Source organism: Peristeroidobacter soli, from assembly GCF_004138485.1.
GTDB lineage: Bacteria > Pseudomonadota > Gammaproteobacteria > Steroidobacterales > Steroidobacteraceae > Steroidobacter > Steroidobacter soli.
The window spans coordinates 1,148,837-1,168,718 of record NZ_RYEV01000004.1 but is presented as its reverse complement, the minus strand read 5'-3'; the positions used below and the strand labels follow the sequence as shown (position 1 = coordinate 1,168,718).

12 protein-coding genes are annotated in these 19,882 nt (G+C 63.3%); 10 read left to right on the top strand and 2 right to left on the bottom strand.

Annotated features, from left to right (window positions below; all coding sequences use genetic code 11):
- Positions 1–73: 73 nt before the first annotated feature.
- Positions 74–2,548 (bottom strand): helix-turn-helix transcriptional regulator, encoded by a 2,475-nt coding sequence (locus EKO19_RS20310; RefSeq protein ID WP_157995356.1) that lies wholly within the window; start codon positions 2,546–2,548, stop codon positions 74–76.
- Between the two features lie 292 nt (positions 2,549–2,840).
- Between EKO19_RS20310 and EKO19_RS20305 the strand changes: the two genes are divergently transcribed.
- From EKO19_RS20305 to EKO19_RS20260, 10 genes are all read left to right on the top strand, one after another.
- Positions 2,841–4,142: a c-type cytochrome gene (locus EKO19_RS20305; protein WP_129778261.1), complete on the top strand. Its 1,302-nt coding sequence runs from the start codon at positions 2,841–2,843 to the stop codon at positions 4,140–4,142.
- Between the two features lie 118 nt (positions 4,143–4,260).
- Positions 4,261–4,833, top strand: coding sequence for an RNA polymerase sigma factor (locus tag EKO19_RS20300; protein WP_157995355.1), 573 nt, complete (start codon positions 4,261–4,263; stop codon positions 4,831–4,833).
- Positions 4,830–5,834 carry a FecR family protein gene (locus tag EKO19_RS20295; RefSeq protein WP_129778259.1) on the top strand — a complete coding sequence of 335 codons (1,005 nt, stop codon included), beginning with the start codon at positions 4,830–4,832 and terminating at the stop codon, positions 5,832–5,834. The genes EKO19_RS20300 and EKO19_RS20295 overlap by 4 nt, the downstream gene beginning before the upstream one ends.
- 151 nt (positions 5,835–5,985) lie before the next feature.
- Positions 5,986–9,090 (top strand): TonB-dependent receptor, encoded by a 3,105-nt coding sequence (locus EKO19_RS20290; RefSeq protein WP_175597128.1) that lies wholly within the window; start codon positions 5,986–5,988, stop codon positions 9,088–9,090.
- Positions 9,091–9,352: 262 nt separating this feature from the next.
- The gene (locus tag EKO19_RS20285; RefSeq protein ID WP_175597127.1) at positions 9,353–12,169 is read left to right on the top strand and encodes a TonB-dependent receptor plug domain-containing protein; all 2,817 of its coding nucleotides are present in this window, start codon (positions 9,353–9,355) and stop codon (positions 12,167–12,169) included.
- A complete protein-coding gene (locus EKO19_RS20280) occupies positions 12,169–13,311 on the top strand; it encodes an NHL repeat-containing protein (RefSeq protein ID WP_129778256.1) in 1,143 nt (380 codons plus the stop codon). Before EKO19_RS20285 ends, EKO19_RS20280 begins: the two co-directional genes overlap by 1 nt.
- Positions 13,308–14,411 carry a hypothetical protein gene (locus tag EKO19_RS20275; RefSeq protein WP_129778255.1) on the top strand — a complete coding sequence of 368 codons (1,104 nt, stop codon included), beginning with the start codon at positions 13,308–13,310 and terminating at the stop codon, positions 14,409–14,411. Before EKO19_RS20280 ends, EKO19_RS20275 begins: the two co-directional genes overlap by 4 nt.
- Entirely contained in the window at positions 14,408–16,132 is a 1,725-nt protein-coding gene (locus EKO19_RS20270; RefSeq protein ID WP_129778254.1) for a DUF1592 domain-containing protein, read from the top strand. The genes EKO19_RS20275 and EKO19_RS20270 overlap by 4 nt, the downstream gene beginning before the upstream one ends.
- Complete coding sequence (locus tag EKO19_RS20265) at positions 16,125–17,450, top strand: DUF1552 domain-containing protein (RefSeq protein WP_157995354.1); 1,326 nt, start codon at positions 16,125–16,127, stop codon at positions 17,448–17,450. The genes EKO19_RS20270 and EKO19_RS20265 overlap by 8 nt, the downstream gene beginning before the upstream one ends.
- Before the next feature lie 7 nt (positions 17,451–17,457).
- A complete protein-coding gene (locus EKO19_RS20260) occupies positions 17,458–18,867 on the top strand; it encodes a hypothetical protein (RefSeq protein WP_129778252.1) in 1,410 nt (469 codons plus the stop codon).
- A 232-nt stretch (positions 18,868–19,099) separates the two neighbouring features.
- Here the strand turns inward: EKO19_RS20260 and EKO19_RS20255 are convergent, their stop codons facing one another.
- A complete protein-coding gene (locus EKO19_RS20255; RefSeq protein ID WP_129778251.1) occupies positions 19,100–19,879 on the bottom strand; it encodes a sterol desaturase family protein in 780 nt (259 codons plus the stop codon).
- Positions 19,880–19,882 lie beyond the last annotated feature (3 nt).

Below are 19,882 nucleotides of genomic sequence, written 5' to 3'. Positions count from 1 at the left end.
GACCGATTCTGCCGTGCGTGGCCGGGCGCGAAAGGGGCGACGTTAGTAGGGGGCGGCGTCCGGTTAGTAGGGGTCACATCAGACCGAGCTTGCCGGCCTTCTTGCGGGCCTCCACGCGATCGCTCACGTGCAACTTCGCGTAGATGCGCTTCAGGTGGTAACGCACCCCATGTGCCGTAATGCCCAGTTCCTTGGCAATCGCTTTGTCGCCGAGGCCGCGTTCCAGGCAGGCAATCACGTCGAACTCGCGTGGCGTGAGGTAGTAGGGGCTGCGTACCGGCGAGGCGAGCACGGTGACGTTGGCACGTTTCGGCCCGGCGGAGTGGCCGCCGTGTTTCTGCAATTTGCCAGCGAGCAGGACCTCCGTGCGGCGGAAGCCGCTGGCATGTTCCAGCTTCGAAAGCCGCGCCTGGCCGGCTGGGTCGACTTTGCCATCGATGGCGAGCTGCCATCTGCGCAACCGTATTTCGGAACGCACGTTGCCAGCGCGCTGCGCATGGGCGATGGCGCGGGTGAGATGTTTCGGTTTGCTGGAAGTCGCCAATGCGATGGCGGCTTCTGCTTCGAGCAGCGCTTCTATTTCTCGCCAGGGGCGATCGAAGAACTGTGACGCCGGCAACTCGGACGACTGCGTGTGGCGCAATTCCTCACGCGCTTCATCGACTCGATCCGCCAGCGCCAGCAGCATGGCGCGTTGTGCCAGCAGCACCGTGGGCGCGCCGGAGATTCCCTGTTCCCGCAGATAGTCGAGCCCGACGGTGAGAATCGCGAGCCCGCCGGCGAGGTCCTCGCTCAGGAACAATTGCTCCGAGAACGTCCGGAAGGCGGCCGAGTAAACATCCGGCCAACCCTCCAGGCTGGGCAGCCGGATACATATGTTTTTCAGACGCGCCGCCGGGCTCGCGTTCGCAGGCGCTGTCTCGTGCTGGAGTTCCAGGCGAAAGGCATCGCGGATCGAGCCGAGTCGCTCGTCGCTACGCACGACCGATGCGCAGGCACGATCGCCCTCGTCGAAGTGCGCGAGTCCTTCCTGGGTGCGGCCCTGCAGGCCGGCGAACATGCCGAGATCGCAATAGCTGAAGTAGGCGACATAGGCGGAGCCCGCTTCCTCGGCGCACGCCATCGACACTCGGGTCGCCGTTTCCGCTTCTGGAAAGCGCCCGCGCTGTTGATAGACAAAGCTGCGCAATGTTTCTATGAGACTGCGCACGATCGGCGCCAGTGACGGCGTCTTCGCGAGGAAAACATCCAGTGCACCGATGTCCCGCTCGGTGATGGTCGTGCCTTTGTAGATCGCCAGCAGCGACAGAGCGATGGCACGCTCGAATTGCACCGTCGGCGAGCGTGCGCGCTTGCTGGCGAGCGCTTCGAGTGCCATGAAGACACGCTCGGCTTCCTTCAGTCGCCCGGCCTTGATGCTGTTCGCGACGCATGCGTAGCCGATGCGCGGCCGGCTGGTCGCGATGGCATCCGGGATGAAGCGCATGATCTGGCGCAACCGGGGAAAGCCTTCGCGAAGACCGAGCAACAGCGGGTCCACGGTTTCCACGACATCGGCGAGGAATTCATCATCGCCCAACGCCGCCGCGTGACGGGTCGCGGCGACAAAATCTTTCTGCCGAAGGAACAGCTGGACGGCCTTGCGATGAGTGTCCGCCGCGGCTTGCGGCTCTTGTGTCTGGAAACGTTCGGCGAGGTAATCGCGTAGCAGAGGGTAGATGGCCGTCTCCGGGCCGCCATCGACCCGGGTCGTGGAGATCACCCCGAGCATCGACAATCTGGCCAGCGTCGTCTCGGCGTCGGCGGCACTGGTATCGAGCAGTGCCGCGGCCAGGCTCGGCGTAAATGAAGCAAGTAAAGATAGTCGCAGCAAGGCACCGCGAACATTTGTATCGAGCCGCAGCAGCAGGCGCTTCTCGAAAAAAGATGCCGCGGCGGACGCACTGCCTGATGCCGTTGCACCCGTATCGAAGTGCGACGTGAGGCCGTGCTGTAACATCAGTTGCAGCAGCGCCGGCCATCCTCCGCTTCGCTGCTCCACCGTGGAGACTTGCGCACGCGTCGCCGATGCGCCCCAGAGTGATTGCACTTCCTCCCGGTCGAACCGTAGCGCGTCAGTGTCGAGCGTGGTGAGCAGGCCGCGCTCGGCGTAGCTGGAGAGATCCAGGACGCTGGCTTCACGCGTGGCCAGGGCGAGAATCAGGTTTTGTGGTTGGAATCGGCACAACGCCTCCAGGACTCGAGTCATCGCCGGCGTTGCGCGCTCCACATCATCCAGCACGAGTAACAAAGGAACGTCGGCTGCCTCCACCATTGCCAGAAGCAGTTGCAGCCGAAGCATGGGCGCGCTTGGGAAGGCTTCCTCTGCGGAGGTCATCGGCAGACCCGAGCCATGGAAAGCGAACCTCAGATACTCCACCAGCGTGGCGGGCTCATCGGTGGCATCCAGCGTCAGCCACGCTGCGTGGCCGCCATTCTTTTTGACTCTGTCGGACCACTCGGCAAGCGTCACGCTCTTGCCGAATCCGGGCGGGGCGCATGCGAGCACGATATGCCCAGGCTGTGCCTTGTCGAGGAGCTGCATCAGTCGCGTACGAGCGACCAACCGGCGTTGCTGGCGCGGTGGTGAGATCCGCGAGCGCAGTAACCACGGTGGAAAGTCGCGGGCAGGCGGTGGCGCTGTCATCGGTCTGCGGATCGGAGCGAAACGCTCTGGTTCGGGCAACAGGGCGATTGTGCACGCCGCTGCCAGGAATCTCCAAATCGGCCCGTTTCCATCCCCCCACGCTGAAACGTATATACGGCTGGGCCGCGTGCCATGGTGGGGGATTCGATAACTAATGACGACGTCGACAATCGACGGCGGTCGACACGCTCGTGTCGCCGCTGTACTGGGAGCGCTCGGTCTGACGGCTCTGGCCGGGCTGTCGCTCGCGAGCTCCACCAAGGCTGACAGCTCCGTACCCGCCACCGGCGATCAAGGCAATTCGCTCATCGAACGCGGCCGCTATCTTGCCCGTGCCGGAAATTGCGTCAGTTGCCACACTGCCCCTGGAGGACAGCCTTTCGCCGGCGGTCTCGGCTTCGAGACGCCGTTTGGCAAGCTCTATTCGACCAACATCACCTCCGATCCCGACGCGGGCATCGGCAAATGGACCGAGGAGCAATTCGTTCGCGCGGTTCGCGAAGGCGTGCGCCCCGACGGCGCGCATCTCTATCCCGCGTTTCCATACACGGCATACACGAAGTTGAGCGATGAAGATGTGGCCGCGCTGTACGCGTTCCTGAAGATCGTCCCGCCGGTGAGCGAGCAGCCACCGCAGAACGAAATGGGGTTCCCGTTCAATCAACGCTGGGCGCTCGGTCTCTGGAAGACGATGTTCTTCGACGCAGGGCGCTTCCAGCCCGATAGCGCGCAATCGCCCGAATGGAATCGCGGCGCCTATCTGGTCGAAAGCCTGGGTCATTGCTCCGCGTGTCATTCGCCTCGAAACTTTCTGGGCGCGGAACAGACCAGCAAGGCCTATACCGGCGGCGAATACACCGACAAGGTCGTGACCGGCGAGAGCCGTCCGTGGTCGGCGCCGAATCTCACCAGTGCCAAGAACGGTCTGGGCCCATGGCCAGTGGAGGAGGTCGCGACCTATCTCAAGACCGGGCGCAATTCCTTCAGCGAGACGCACGGCCCGATGAACGAAGTCATCTTGAACAGCACGCGGCACCTCACCGATGCGGACACGCTTGCCATGGCCAGGTACTTGAAGAGTCTGCCGGCCGACGAAGGCGCCATCGGCAAACCCGCGAGCGAAGCGGTGCTGAGCGCCGGTGAGGCCCTTTACAGCGTTCACTGCGGCACCTGTCATCAGCCCAACGGTCTCGGCGCTCAGGCTTTCGATGCCGGCGCGAAGCTGGTCGGCAATCCGGTGGTGCAGGCGAGCAATCCGGCGTCGCTCATCAACGTCATTCTTTACGGCCCGCACCTGGCGAAGTTGCCTGGCCCGAAGCGTTGGAAGGACATGCCCGGTCACTTCGGCGACAAGCTCGCCGATGACGAAGTGGCGGCCATCGCGAGCTACCTGCGCAATGCCTGGGGCAATGTCGGCGGCGCGGTCACCGAAGCGCAAGTGGCCAGGCAGCGCTGAGCGGGGCGGAGTAAAGTGCCGGCCCGGTTTCCGTCTGGCCAGCCTCGAACGTATATAGGCATGGCCAGCGCGCCAGAAGGTTACGATGCCATCGGACTACGTCCCAGAGCCACCGTTCGTGACTGAGCCCCCGAGCGACGACGCCGACAGCGCCGCGCGGGCGGAGCTCGTCAAGCGCTTGTTTCGTGAGCACAACCAGGCGCTGGTCAGTCTGTTGACGCTGCAATTGAAGTCGGTGCAGGACGCGAAGGAAGTGGCGCAGGAATCGTACGTGCGGCTGTTGCAGCTGGATCGGCCCGGGGCGGCCAGCCTGCTGCGGGCGTACTTGTTTCGGATCGCTTCGAACCTGGCGGTGGACCGGCTGCGTCAGCGCAATGTCCGGTATCGATCGGCTGCCGCGGTCGAGGCCGAGCTGTTCGATGAGCTGACGGTCCGGGACGATCCCGAGCGTCGCACCCTGGCGGCCGAGGAGCTGGGTTTTGTAAACCGGTGTCTGGACGAGTTGACGCCGTCGGCGCAGCGCGCATTTTACCTGCATCGGGTGCAGGGCCTGAGCGTGGCGGAGATTGCGGTCGAGCTCAAAGTGACCGAGCGCATGGTCCGGCACCACCTGACGCGTTCGCTGATGTATTGCCAGCTGCGCCTGCGAGGCGCAAGCAAAGAGGAGGCGCTGGAGCGCCTGAAGCGATGACAGGTTCGATCCCCACCACTGCAGACCTGGACCGGATGGCGGCGGCCGCCGACTGGCTGGTCCGCTTGCACGATGCGCCGGGCGACGAAGCGCTGGCCGTCGCGTGGCTGCAATGGTGCGAAGAGGATCCGCGCAACCTGGAAGAATTTCAGTCGGCGCAATTGGTGTGGCACGCGGCCAATCCGGCCGCGCCCGAAGCGCCGCTGGCGCAACGGCAGGTCGGCGTGGTGGGATGGCGAATGCATCGTCCCGTGTGGCTCGGTCTCGCGGCGACGGTGTTGATCGCGGTCGGGATCGGCTCGTTCGCGCTCTTGCGTAACGATCACGATGAGCTGCTGCAGAGTTATGCGACGCCGATCGCCGGCACCGGCAGCAGCGTGCTGCCCGACGGCTCGCGAGTGGAACTGGGCGCGGACTCACGCATCACCACCCGCTACACCGCCAGCCAGCGTTTCATCAGTGTCGATGCCGGCGAGGCTTACTTTCTGGTGGCCAAGGATCCGAGCCGTCCGTTCCTGGTGGATGCGGGCGACATGAGAGTGACCGCTGTCGGGACGGCATTCAACGTCAGGCGCAACAGCGAGCGGGTCGTGATCTCGGTCAGCGAAGGGCGCGTACAACTGAACAGCGGTAGTGAGTCCGCTGACGGTGCCGACCTGATACCGAAGAGCGTGCGAACCCCGCTGCTGGCCGGTCAACAGGCCATTTACAGTAGCGAGTCGCGCTCCGTCACCATCGCGGCGATCAACGCCAACGACGTGGCGTCGTGGCGCAGCGGCGTGCTCAAGTACATGCATGAGCCGCTGGGCAGCGTCGCTCAGGACCTGAGCCGGTATCACAACAAGCGCATCATCATCAGCGATGCGCAATTGAGCGCCATGCCTTTCACCGGCACGGTATTCAGCTCGCGCATCGACGACACGCTCAAGGCGCTCGAGAGCATCTTTCCGCTGCGGGTTCGGGAGCGGGGCGACGCCATCGAGCTGGTTCCTCGCGGCTGAGCGCCAATCGCTGCTTCCCTCCGGCGCCGTTCGAAAGTATATATCCGCACTACTAGAAGAGTTCCGGGCCACGCCGAGTGGACGGATGCGATGGTGAGTCGGGGGGCGGATGATGGTGCGATTCAGCGCGGACGGGCCCGCGGGCTGCGTCATGCGGCTGCAGCGTTGCGTCGTGCTGATGAGTCTGTTGGTCATTGTCTTCGCGTCTCATGCTGACCCCAGCCGCGGCGCCATCGAAGATGTCGGCTCGCGCGAGGCCGTCTTCCAGATTCCCGCCCAGTCGCTCGCGACAGCCCTCATCGAGTTTTCGGATCAAGCACACCTGCAGGTGATCTCCTCGGGCGAGGAAGTGGCGCAGAGCGTTGCGGCCGAGGTGCGTGGTCGCCATCGTATCGTCGATGCGCTCGAGACCATGCTCAAAGGCACCAATCTGCGCTACACGGTGCTGAGCCGGGACATCATCTCGATTCATCCCAAGTTGTCCGAGCACGCCGCCGACACCGCGCTTGCCGCCGGTTCCAAAGGAGTCGAACACCTCGAGCGGGCGGATGAGGATGACGTGCTCGATGAGATCGTCGTCACCGCGACGCGCGTGATCCGCGATGGCTATGAAGCCCCGACGCCGACGACGGTGGTCAGCAATGAAACGCTGAAAGTATTGGCCGCGAGCAACGTCGCCGATGCGGTCAATTTCGTGCCCGCGCTCGCAGGCAGCGCGACGCCGCGCTCCGGCAACTCCGGCGTGAGCGGCGGACAAGCGGGTACGAACACGCTGGACTTGCGCAGCATGGGCGCCAATCGCACGCTCGTATTGATGGATGGCGCGCGGCTCACGCCCACGGCATTGACCGGCGTCGTCGACATCAATCAGTTGCCGGACGGGTTGATCGAGCGCGTCGATGTCGTCACTGGCGGCGCGTCGGCCGCTTACGGCTCGGACGCGATGACCGGTGTCGTCAACTTCATTCTCAACAAGGACTTCACGGGTCTGAAAACGGATGCCATGGTCGGCATGACCGAGCACGGCGATGGCGGTAAATATCAGGTATCGCTCACCGCCGGCATGCCGTTCGCGGGCACGCGCGGCCACTTTCTGTTCAGCAGCGGTTTCAGTGACGCGGATGGCGTGCGAGGTATCGCCCGCTCGTGGTACCGGGGCTGGAAAGTCCTCAACAATCCGGATTACGCATCGGGCAACGGCCAGCCGGAGCTGCTGTTGCGTCCGGAATCCGCGATCAGTCAGGCCACGCCGGGCGCGTTGGTGACGAGCGGCCCGCTGCGAGGCACCGAGTTCACGCAAGGCGGAGCTGTGCGCCAGTTTCGGTACGGCGCCATCGACTCGCCGCCCGTCATGTCGGGGGGCGACTGGCAAATCTCCGATCGATCGCGCACGCCCGATCTCGAAGCGGCCGTGAAGCGTCAAACATTTTTCTCGCGTGCCAGCTGGCAGCTGACCGACGATGTGCAGATCTTCGGGATCGCCTCATACGCGCACTCCGAGACCGACAATCAGTGTTGCTGGAACTACTACCTCAACAACATCACCATTCAACGCGACAACGCCTTCCTGCCCGACAGCGTGCGCGCCGACATGCAGCGTCTCGAGCTCGATACCCTCACGGTGGGTTCGACCAATCAGGATCTCGGCGCCATCCATGGTTACTCGCAACGGGATGTGAAACGTGTTGTCGCCGGCATCAACGGCAAACTTCCCAGGCTCGGCCCGAGCTGGCGCTGGGATGCGTATGCGCAGCGGGGCACGAGCAATATCGTCAACGATGTCACCTCGACCATCGTCGCCAACTACCGTGAGGCGATCGATTCGGTGCGTGATGCCAATGGCCAGATTGTCTGCCGCTCGACGCTGACCGATCCCGGCAACGGTTGTGTTCCCTACAACGTGCTCGGCTACGGCGTGAACTCGCCAGCGGCCGTGAACTATGTGCTCGGCACCGCGCGACTCGACCAACGCCTGCAGCAGGATGTGATCGCGGCGAGCGTGCAAGGCGAGCCTTTTTCGACGTGGGCAGGGCCGGTGTCGATGGCGGGTGGCGTCGAGTACCGGCAGGAGTCGGTGATCTCGCATGCCGATCCCATCGCGCAGGCGAGCGGCTACTTCGTCGGCAATTTCAAGGCGACGCGCGGTTCCTTCGATGTGATCGAGGGCTTTCTGGAAAGCGTCGTGCCGATCCTGAGCGAGCGGCCCGGGGCGCAGGTGCTGGATCTGAACGGGGCCGTGCGCTGGACCGATTACAGCGCCTCGGGGCAGGTCGTGACCTGGAAACTCGGCGCCACGTATTCGCCGGTGCGCAATCTGACCTTTCGCGGCACGCGTTCCCGGGATATTCGGGCGCCGAACTTGAACGATCTGTTCCTGGCCGGCCAGGTGAATACTCAACAGGTCAGCGATCCGTTTCGAGCCAATGCCACCGCGCTGATCCTGCGGCCCATGATCGGCAATCTGAACCTGGATCCGGAGCAGGCGGACACGCTGGGCGTGGGCGTCGTGTATCAGCCGGGCCTGGCGCCGGGCCTGAGCATGTCGGTCGATTACTATCGCATCGACGTCGACAAGGCCATCGCCACCATTCAGCAGCAGGCGATCGTCGATCGCTGCTTTGCCGGTAACACGGCGCTGTGCTCGGCCATCGTGCGTGACGCGAATGGCGTGATCACGCAGGTCACGGTGCAGCCGGTCAATCTGTTATCGGAGACCGCGGAGGGCGTCGATATCGAAGCCAGTTATCGTCGGCCGGTATGGGGCGGCAATCTCACCCTGCGGGCACTTGCGACACATGTCATCGAACGTCGCATCGACGATGGCATCACGGTCACCGAGCTTGCGGGCGACAACAGTGGTTCGGCGGCGCAGTGGCGTTGGCTCGGCATGGCGAGCTACGACACTTATGATTACGGCATCAGTCTGATCGGCCACGGCGTGAGCAGCGGCAAGCTGGAAAACGCATACGTCGAATGTACCTCGGCCTGTCCGGCGCCGAGCGTCGTGAATCGCACCATAGATAACAACCGCGTCGCGGGCGCTGTGTACCTGGACCTGTCGCTCACCTACCGGCTGCACGACACCGGCGGCCTGCGCAACTGCGAGCTGTTCTTCAAAGTCGACAATCTGGCCGATCGCGATCCGCCGCCGGTCGGCAGCATCGCCGGCGTGAGCTTTGTCGATCCCGGTGTCAATCCGCTGCTTTACGACACCGTCGGCCGCGCCTATCGGGCCGGTATCCGCCTGCGCTGGTGATCCGACCGTCGCTGTTTCCATTTTCGTGCGCTCGAACGTAGTAAGTGCAGCCCGCGGCCTGCGCCGACGGGCAAGCACGAAATTACAGTGAACGAAGCAATCACAGCGCCTGTTCAGACCCGCAACGCCCGGTCGAGCCCTGACTCGACCGGACGCTCGTGGGCGTCGGGCGTTGCAGGGGGAATTCATGTCGGTTCGCACGGTAACAAGGTCGGGGTGTCGTTGGATTAAGGCGGGGGAGAGCAGCTGGCTGGCGTTGTGTGTGGGTTCGGTCCTGCCATTGGTCGCGCAGGCGCAGGACGTTCCGGCGGCGGCAGAATCCGGATTGCAAGAGGTCGTGGTGACCGGCAGCCGGATCTCTCGCGAGAATTTCGAGGCGCCCACACCGCTGACGGTGCTCGGCGTGGAGCAGATCAATCAAGCCGCGCCGGAGAACCTGGCGGACTTCGTCAACGACCTGCCGTCGATGGTCGGCAGCGCGACTCCGCAGACCTCCAATCTTTCCTTCAGTAACGGTCAGGCGGGCATCAATGCGCTGAATCTGCGCGCATTGGGTACGGTGCGTACGCTGGTGCTGCTCGATGGCAAACGTTCGGTGCCTTCCGCCATCACGGGCATCGTCGACATCAACGATCTGCCGCAGTCATTGGTCGAGCGCGTCGAGGTGGTGACTGGCGGTGCCTCCGCGGCCTACGGCTCCGACGCCATGACCGGTGTCGTCAACTTCATCCTCGACAAGGATTTCACCGGCCTGAAGAGCGAGGTGTCCGGCGGCCGCACCGACTATGGCGATGACGACAATTGGAAAGTGACGCTGACCGGCGGACTGCCGTTCGCGGATGGCCGGGGTCATTTGCTGCTCAATGGCGAATACACCCATCGCGATGGCATCTACGGTGTGCCTCGCAGCTGGAACAACGACGGCCGGTACATCATGAACAATCCGGCGTACACACCGACCAGCGGACTGCCGGAGCGTCTCGTCGTGAGCAACGCGAGTCTGACCACCGCGACGCTCGGCGGCATCATCACCAACACCGCGCTTCGGGGCAGAACCTTCGGTGAAGGCGGCACGCCGCGTCAGTTCCAATATGGCTCCTCGGTGCGCGATCCCTGGATGCAGGGCGGCGAGTGGGCCTCGAATCAATTCAATCAATACAACACGCTCGATCAGGAAGTCGATCGCACCGGCCTGTTCGCGCGCGTCAGCTTCTCCATCACGGACAACTTCGGCGTGTTCGCGCAGGCCTCGCGCAACGAATCGGAAACGCTGTCGTGGCAACTGCGGCAGTTCAATCTTGCGAACCTGGTGATCCGCGCCGGCAACCCGTTCATCCCCGCATCGGTCGCAACCGATATGGCGAACGCCGGCATCACTCAGTTCACGCTCGGTACGATGAATGGCGATATCCCCATCATCAGCTTCACCGGTGAGCGTGAGGTGACCCGCTACATGGCGGGCTTCGAGGGCAGCTTCGATTTGTTCGGCAGCGAGTGGAACTGGGATGCGTACTACCAGCTCGGCACCACGGAGAGCTCCGAGACGGGTCACAACATCACGGCCAAAGCACGTTATGCGGCTGCGTTGGACACCGTCGTGAATCCCGCGAACGGTCAACCGATCTGTCGCAGCACGCTCACTGCTCCGGACAACGGTTGCCTTCCTTACAACCCGATGGGCATCAACGTGAACACGCCCGAGGCGATTGCGTGGCTGATCGGCTCGCCTCATCGCGATCAACGGTTCACACAGGAAGTCGTTGCCGCCACCTTGCGCGGTGAGCCGTTCGATTCCTGGGCGGGGCCGGTGTCGATCGCGATGGGTGTCGAGCGGCGCGAAGAGAAGGTCCGCGGCGAATCGGACGCCACCTCGATGATCAACGGCTGGTTTGCCGGCAACTATCTGCCGACCTTCGGCAGCTATCACGTGGCCGAAGCCTTTCTGGAAACGGTGGTGCCGCTCGCCAAGGATCTGCCGTTCGCGCGTTCGCTCGATTTGAACGCGGCCGTGCGTCGCACCGACTACAGCACCTCGGGCCTGGTGACGACGTGGAAGGCGGGCGCGACCTGGCAGCCGATCGACGATCTGCGCTTCCGCGTGACGCGTTCTCGTGACATCCGTGCTCCGAATTTGAACGAGTTGTTTGCAGCGGGCACGGCGAATACCAACAGCGTGACCGATCCCTTCAACGGTAACCAGAACGCACCCTATCAGGGCCTGGCGGTTGGCAACCCGCTGCTGCAGCCGGAGAAGGCGGATACGCTCGGCTTCGGCGTGGTGATGCAACCGAGATTTCTCGAAGGCTTCACCGCTTCGGTCGATTACTACGACGTGAAGATCACCGATGCGATCGGCAACGTGGCGGCGCAGAACATCGTCGACAACTGCTTCGCCGGCATGCAGGAGTTCTGTAATGCCATCACGCGCGGCGTCGGCGCGGGCGGCGTCAATCAGATCACCCAGATCCGGCTGTCGCCGTTCAATCTGGTCGGGCTCAAGGCACGGGGCATCGACTATGAGATGAGCTACGTGTTCGGCATCGACCAGCTGTTCAGCAGCCTGAGCGGCTCGATGCGCTTCAGTGTGCTCGCGACCAATTATCTGGAGAACTACCAGGACAACGGCGTCAATCCGCCGGCGGACTCGGTGGGCAGCAACTCCGGCTTGAACGGTCTCGGCACCAGCGGCCCGCCGGACTGGGTGTATCGCGCAACGCTCGCGTATAGCGGGGATCGAATCGCCGCGTCGTTGACGGGCCGCGGCTTCAGCGCCGGCACGTACTCGAATACATACATCGAGTGCAGCACTGGCTGTCCTGTGTCCACCGCGGACAATCCCACCATCAACGACAACTCGTTGCCCGGCGCGTTCTACGTGGATGCATCGGTGTCTTACAAGATGAACTGGGCCGCCACCGACGTCGAAACGTTCTTCAGCGTGACCAATCTCACCAACAAGGATCCGGCGATGGTGCCGCAAGGACCGGCCGGGCTGGCCTACGCTCAAGCGCCGATCAATGCGTCGCTGTACGACATTCTGGGTCGGGTCTATCGAGTCGGTGTGAGGATGAAGATGTGATGCGTACCGCCGCGAATTTGTTCTTGACCGCGGCGTTTGCATTGCTGGGATCCGCTGCGCCCGTGGCGGCGGATGCTCCAGCGGAGCAGATGCCACGTTACACCGTCGATACTTCGTGGCCGAAGCTGCCGCTGCCGAACAAATGGACGTTTGGCGAGATGGGCGGAATGTTCGTGGATGCGAACGACCATGTGTGGGTGGTGCAGCGTCCGGGCACATTGTTTCCTTGGGAAAAGGCGGCCGCGCTCGATCCGCCGACGGGGCGCTGCTGTGTGCCGGCGCCACCGGTCATGGAATTCGATCCGCAAGGCAACCTGGTGCAGGCCTGGGGTGGGCCGGGCAAGGGCTATGAGTGGCCGAGCACCGAGCACGGCATCCTGGTCGATCACAAAGGCAACGTCTGGGTGGGCGGCAGCTCGACCCGACCGGGTCCCAAGGGCGAGCCGCCCGACGGCATGCTGTTGAAGTTCACTCACGACGGCAAATTCCTGATGCAGATCGGGCATGCCGGTGCGTCGAAAGGCAGTCTGGACAGCTCCCAGCTGGCGGGGGTGGCCGATATCGCCATCGATCCGTCCAGCAATGAAATATTCGTGGCCGACGGTTACGGCAATCATCGCATCATCGTGTTCGATGCCGACACCGGCGCCTTCAAGCGCATGTGGGGCGCGTATGGCAAGCCACCGACCGACGACAACGTCGGGCCGTACGAGCCATCCGCGTCGCCCTCATCGCAATTCAGAAACGTTCATTGCGTGAAGGTGTCGCGCGACGGGCTGGTGTATGTCTGCGATCGCGACAACGACCGCATGCAGGTGTTCAAGCGCGACGGCAGCTTCGTCGCCGAATATATCTACGGCAAGGAAACTCGTCCGCCGGGCACGGTGGGTCACATCAGTTTCTCGCCCGATCGCGAGCAAAGTGTGCTGGCACTGGCCGATCTGGGCAATTTTCAGGTTCGCTTCGTGCGGCGCGCGACCGGTGCGGCGATTGGAACGTTCGGTGACTTCGGCAACTACGCCGGCCAGCTCAATCGCATGCATCAAGCAGCCTTCGATTCGAAGGGCAACGTGTTCACCGCCGAGGCCGCCGGCAAGCGGATTCAGAAGTGGGTGATCACCGCGGGGAGCCTGCCGAAATGAAGCGAATCGTGTTGGCGTCCTTGACGTTGGCGTGCCTGCCGCTTGCGAATGCGGCGGCGGAGACGCGTCACTTCGCGATCAGCTGGTTCTCTCAAGCGACGTACAGCAACGATCACGATTGTTCGCAGGGCGTGCATCCGGCGGTCGAGGAAGTGTATCTGCGCTATGCCGCGAAGCTCGGCGCGACACCTCAGCAAGTGGCTGAGTGGCGCCGCAAGATCATGAATGGCGACGAGGTCCGCGATCTCGACCAGCTCATCATGAATCGCGGCCGGATCGACGGCAAACCGGTCAATCCCTACACCCACCCGGCCTCGGTCGTCGACCTCAGCTTGCCGGGCCTGGACGGCAAGGAGGGGTTCGGCTTCGACCTCGATGGCAAAGGGGCCGATCAGCCCGGCAGCTTTCAAGACCCCGAAACCAAGGAGCGCGGCGTCGATCACAATCTGTATCGCGCACTCGGTTGCACGCGGGCCTTTCGCGGCTCGCTGGCCAGTCGCCCGACCTATTGGGCGTGGGCCTGGGGGCAGCTGAAGGATTCGCAGCCCGCCTGGTTGATCACCCTCGAAGGCGCGGATCTGAAGAAGGACGGTCCGGTCACCGTCGGCATCGATCGCGCTTACGAATATCTGCGTTCCAACAGCGATGGCTCACCTCGGTTCGACATGGCGTATCGCGTCGATCCGGACCCGAGATCGCGAAACCAATTCAAAGGTGAGTTGCGCGACGGCGTCGTCACCATCACCGAGCACGGCAAGCTGCGGCTGTTACAGAACCCGCTGGTGTCGCCCGAATTCAACTTGAAAGACGTGCATCTGCGTCTGGAGTTGAAAGCCGATCGCTCCGCGCGCGGTTTCATGGGCGGCTACACGCCGTGGCGTCCGATTTATTGGGGCATCGCGGGCGTCGGCTTTGGCGGCGAACAGCAGGTGACGGGTGACGTTCCCGGCTTCTACCACTTGTTGAAGCGGTACGCCGATGCCGATCCCGATCCTGTCACCGGTCAGAACGAATCGATCTCGGCGACGTACTACATCGAGGCCGTGCCGGCGTTCGTGAAGGACGCCGGGGCGCCGACGCCGCAGGTGACGCGCCGATGAGTGAAGCGAAGATGAAAAAGTCCCGGTTGATAGGCGCCGCCGTCGTGGTTGCTGTTGCAGCGGTCACTGCGGTCACGCTCCTGCCAGGCTCGGACGATCACAAGTTCAGCGCGGGGCCATCGGTTACGCGGCGCCTGACGGCGGAACAGTATCGAAACATCGTTCAGGACGTGTTTGGTGGCGATATCGATCTTGGCGGACGTTTCGAACCCGATATGCGTGTGGATGGCTTGCTCGCCGTCGGCGCGAGTCAGGTCAGCATCACGGCCGCCGGCATGGAGCAGTACGACGCGATGGGACGCGCGGTTGCCGCTCAAGCCGTCGATGCCAATCATCGTGACATGCTGGTGCCGTGCAAGCCGGCGTCGCCTGTCGCCGCGGATGAGAAGTGCGCGCGAGAGTTTCTGAGCAAGGTGGGCCGGTTGTTATATCGCCGGCCACTGACCGAGGAGCAATTGTCGGCCTACCTGACCGCGGCGTCCGAGGCGACGCGCATCACGGGCGATTTCTATCAGGGCCTGGGATTGAGCCTGGCCAGCATGCTGTCCTCGCCGTCGTTCCTGTTCGTCGAACAAATCGTCGAGCCGGATCCGGAACACAAGGGCGGTTTCCGGCTCGACGACTACTCAGTCGCCGCTCAGCTGAGTTTCTTTCTATGGAATTCGGCACCGGATTCGATGCTGTTGTCGGCGGCTGCCGCGGGTGAGTTGCAGACCCGGCGCGGCCTGGAGCGCCAGGTCAAGCGCATGATGACGTCGCCCCGACTGGAGCAAGGCGTGCGCGCGTTCTTCGTCGATCAACTGCGCTTCGATGAGTTCGAGGTGCTGGCCAAGGATGCCGCGCTGTTCCCGAAGTTCAGTGCGCAAGCGGCGGCGGATGCGCGCGAGCAAACGATGAAGACGGTGCTCGATGTGGTGCTGACTCGCAACGCGGACTATCGCGAGATCTTCACCACTCGCAAGACCTTCCTGACGCCGGAGCTGGGGGCCATCTATCAGGTGCCCATCTTCAAGGAAGGGCCGAACGGGTCGCCCGACGAGTGGCAGCCATATGAATTCGCGGCCGACGATCCGCGGGGCGGCATTCTGACGCAGGTGGCCTTCACGGCGTTGCATTCACCGGCCGGTCGTGGCTCGCCGACGTTGCGTGGCAAGGCGGTGCGAGAGATCGCGCTCTGCCAGACGGTCCCGCCGCCGCCAGCGGATGTGAGTTTCACCGAGTTTGAAAACAACACGGCGCACGGTGCGTCGACCGCCCGGGAACGCCTCGCCGCGCATGCGACCGTGCCGTCATGCTCCGGTTGTCACAAGATCATCGATCCGATCGGCTTCGCGCTGGAGAATTTCGACGGCGCGGGCGAGTTTCGTACCACCGAGAATGGCTCGCCCATCGACCCGACCGGCGAGATCGACGGCATCTCGTATCGGGATGCCGGCGGTCTGGGACAAGCCATCTATGACAATCCCGCCGCCGTCACGTGTGTGGTGGATCGTCTGTCCGCGCGAGCCCTCGGGCGCACGCCGATGAAGGAAGAGCGCAAGTGGCTCAGGGAGCTCAGAGCGGACTTCGAAAAGAGCGGTCATCGTCTGCCGGCGCTGATGCAGGAGATTGCGCTGAGCGATGCCTTGTATCGGGTCGGTCCGCCCAAGGCGGCGCCCGCCAATCGATTGCCCCCGACGGAAGAAATCATCACAGCCGAGCTGGAGCGTCATCATGAGTAAAGGGTTGAATCGCCGCACCGTGCTGCGAGGCATGCTCGGCGGCACCGCTGTCTCGGTCGCGCTGCCGTTTCTGGATTGTTTCCTGAATACCAACGGCACGGCGCTCGCCGCGACCGGCGGTGAGCTGCCGGTGGTGTTCGGCTCGTGGTTCCAGAATCTCGGCTTCAATCCGGGCCGCTGGAAGCCGGCGACGCTGGGCGCCAACTACCAGAACAATGCCGAGATGAAAGTGCTCGATCCGTTCCGGGATCGTATCAACGTCATCAGCGGCACCAAATATTTCCTGGATGGCCGGCCGCTCGAAACTCACGTCAGCGGCGTGCAGATCGCCACCATGGGCTCGTTGCCGTTGGGCGTGAATTCCGATCCGAGCCTGGATACCACCATTGCCGACGTGATCGGCAACCGCACCCGTTTCAAGTCCATCGAAATCGCGTTGAGCGGCGGTCGGCAAAGCTTGAGCCGTCGCAAAGGCGGTGCAATCAATCCGTCCGAGCCCTCGCCGGCGGCGCTGTACACGCGTCTGTTCGGGCCCGAGTTCAGGGACCCGAACAGCGCCGAGTTCACGCCCGATCCTCAGGTGATGGCGCGTCGAAGCGTGCTCTCTGCGGTCAGCGAGGAGCGCAAGGCCGTGATGCAGCGGGTCGGCGCGTCGGATCGCGCGCGGCTCGATGAATATTTCACCTCGCTGCGCCAGGTCGAGCAGCAACTCGACATGGAATTGCAAAAGCCCGCGCCGATGGCCGCTTGCAGCATTCCGGAGAAAATCGAGCAGGCCGAGCCCGGGCGCAACGTCGCGGCGGTGGAACGAAACAACCAATTGTTTGCCGGGCTGCTGGCGCATGCGATCGCGTGCGGTCAAACGCGCGTATTCAACATGAACTTCGGCACGCAGGGCTTGCGGACGCCCGGCGGCGTGCGCGACTGGCACAGTCTCACGCACGAGGAGCCCATCGATCCGCAGCTCGGCTATCAGAAGGACGTGACCTGGTTCATCGAGTTCGCGACCAAGACGTTCGCGTCCTTCCTCACCACGCTGGACAGTTACAAGGAAGGGCCGGGGTCGGTGCTGGATCGCACGCTGGTGTTGTGGCAGACCGATCACGGTTATGCACGCACTCACACCATGGATGATCTGCCGATTCTCACGGTGGGCAGCGGCAATGGCCGGCTCAAGACAGGTTTGCACGTGGTTGCGACCGGCGATCCGAGCACGCGCGTGGGTTTGACGGTGCAGCAGGTCATGGGAGTGCCGCTCAATTCCTGGGGGCGTCTGTCGAACGAAACCTCCAAACCGTTGACTGACATCATCGCGTGAGGCTCGCATGAAGACAGTAACGATCGCATGCATCGGTGCCGGGATCGCGATTGCCGGCGCGGCCACCGGGTTCTCGTTGCTTTCCAAAACGTCATCGGGCGCCGACGCATCGCAGGCTCGAGCGATATCGGTGCTCACGCCGTTAGGCGTGACCATGCAGCCACTCGGCAAAGCACAAGGCTACGATTTGGGAAAGAGCACGGCATCCGCGATTGCGCGCGATCAGATCGCCTATACCGACACGCGCGGCATGACGCTCTACACGTGGGACAAAGATCCTGCGGGCAAGGCGACGTGCGTGGACGAGTGCGCCAAAACATTTGTCGCCTTCAAAGCGGCCCCTGGCGCCGCGGCTTCGGGCGAGTGGTCGTTGATCGACCTTGCCGATGGTCAGAAACAATGGGCACTGAAAGGCAAGGCGCTGTACACCTATATAAAGGACGTCGATCCGGGCAGCCTGGGCGGGGAGAGTCCCGCCAACCTCGGCGCACTCAGGCGCAACGGCGCCGGAGTCATGGTGGGCGGCGGTTATCGCGGCGATCTCAAAGGGGGCAAGACCCAAGCGGATCCCATGCCCGAGGGTTGGAAGCCGGCGCTGGCGTATCCCATCGCCGATCTGAAATTGCCCGCGGGCCTGGCCGTGAAGGAACTGCCGGATGCGGCAGCGTTCGTGTTGGTGGATCGTCGCAATCACACCGTCTACGCGGCGGATGCGAGTCGCGCCGAACAGATTGAAAGTTGCACGACCGATGCATGCAGGCAGTGGGAAGTGCTCACAGCGTCGCAGCTGGCGGAAGCTCTCGGCGACTTCACCATCGTCGAGCGCAGCGACGGCACGCATCAATGGGCGTTCCATGGCCGACCGCTATATACATTCACTGGCGATCTTGCGCCGGGCTACGCGAACGGGTTGAGCGTCGATCAACAGTTGGAGGTGGCGGCGGTCGCGCGCTACTACATGCCGCCAGCCGTCAGCATTCAAACAACGGCTGGGCAGGGGCGGGTGCTTGCGACGGCGGAAGGTCTCACTTTATATCGCCGCGATGGTTATATCTTGCAGTCAGGCGGCGGTCACAGCTTGCGTCGCGGGCAGCCGGCACGACCCGCGGTCGGTCGCGATCTTGGAACGAACGCTCGCTGCGATGAAGAATGTCAGAAGAACTGGCAGCCCTTCCTCGCCGCCGACGACGCGCAGCCGTCCGGATTCTGGGATGTCGCCACGCGTGCCGACGGTAAGAAACAGTGGGTGTATCAAGGCTATGCGCTGTGGACCTATGCCGGCGATCTGAAGCCCGGCGATATGAACGGCCACGACAGCTACGACATCGTGGTCTCGGACGATCCGAACTACGTCGTCAATGTGGGCACGCCCATGGATGGCGGCGCGGGCTTGTGGTGGTCGATTGCGATTCCGTGATTGTGACGGGGGAGTGCGGCAGATGGATTCGAGTTCAGCGACGGTCCTGGAATCAACGGACGCTCAGCAACCCGCCAGGAGTGAGCCGGTGACGCCGCCGCCCCGGCTCAACAGACTCAGGCCGCTGGAGCCGGCCGAGCCCATCCCTTCTTGGGAGTTCCTGCAGAGTCAGGCGGGCCGATTCCACCCGACGCTGCGATGGGGAAGCAGGCGCTAGCCCGATCGGCTCGAGTCAGCGCTTGCCCAGATCCAGCGCCGGATCGAAGTCACTCCCCGCGATGTCCTTGAACACCAGCATCTGTGGCAGCTTCGCGGACGCGCCGTCGTAGAAGCCGGCTTCGGTGGCGAATTCCTTCGGGTTGCGGAACGTGCCGAACAGGATGTCGAACAGCGGCAGGTCGGAATAGTTGTATTGGTGCACGCCACGCGCATGATGAATGCTGTGGCTCTCGGGCCGCTGTACGATGTAACCCAGCCATTGCGGCGTGCGGACGTTGATGTGCTGGACGACGGCCAGGAACATCGTGGCGTAAAGGAAATACGTGACGGCCTGCGCGCTGAGCCCCACCACGGTCAGGCTGATGCTGCTCAATAAGGTAAAGCCGACGATGTCCAGCGGGCTGAAATAGAACGCCCCATAACTGTCCAGCCGCTCGGCGCTGTGATGCATCTGGTGAAAGGACCGCCAGAGCCAGTGCACCCGGTGCATGGTCCGGTGCCAGACGTAGACCAGGAACTCATAAGCCAGCACCCCGATGGCGGCGCCGACCAGAGGAGGGATCGCCGTCAGGTCGAACAGCTGGTAACGGGACAGCGTCTCGCCCCACAGCAGGGGCAGATAGGACGAGGCGAAGAAATAAATGAAGAACACCATCAGGGCCCGGGTCCTCCAGCCCTTGACCTGAGGCAGTGCCCGGGCGGGGAACAGCGCTTCCAACAGGATCAGGGCGGCATATAGCCCCAGTACGGTCAATGAGATGGGGTCCAGCAGGATCTGTAGCGGCGTAGGCATGGA

Excerpts from the sequence above, each read along its gene's own strand:
- EKO19_RS20305 (WP_129778261.1), top strand. The coding sequence starts at position 2,841 with ATGACGACGTCGACAATCGACGGCGGTCGACACGCTCGTGTCGCCGCT.
- EKO19_RS20295 (WP_129778259.1), top strand. The coding sequence starts at position 4,830 with ATGACAGGTTCGATCCCCACCACTGCAGACCTGGACCGGATGGCGGCG.
- EKO19_RS20290 (WP_175597128.1), top strand. The coding sequence starts at position 5,986 with ATGCGGCTGCAGCGTTGCGTCGTGCTGATGAGTCTGTTGGTCATTGTC.
- EKO19_RS20280 (WP_129778256.1), top strand. The coding sequence starts at position 12,169 with ATGCGTACCGCCGCGAATTTGTTCTTGACCGCGGCGTTTGCATTGCTG.
- EKO19_RS20275 (WP_129778255.1), top strand. The coding sequence starts at position 13,308 with ATGAAGCGAATCGTGTTGGCGTCCTTGACGTTGGCGTGCCTGCCGCTT.
- EKO19_RS20270 (WP_129778254.1), top strand. The coding sequence starts at position 14,408 with ATGAGTGAAGCGAAGATGAAAAAGTCCCGGTTGATAGGCGCCGCCGTC.
- EKO19_RS20265 (WP_157995354.1), top strand. The coding sequence starts at position 16,125 with ATGAGTAAAGGGTTGAATCGCCGCACCGTGCTGCGAGGCATGCTCGGC.
- EKO19_RS20260 (WP_129778252.1), top strand. The coding sequence starts at position 17,458 with ATGAAGACAGTAACGATCGCATGCATCGGTGCCGGGATCGCGATTGCC.
- EKO19_RS20255 (WP_129778251.1), bottom strand. The coding sequence starts at position 19,879 with ATGCCTACGCCGCTACAGATCCTGCTGGACCCCATCTCATTGACCGTA.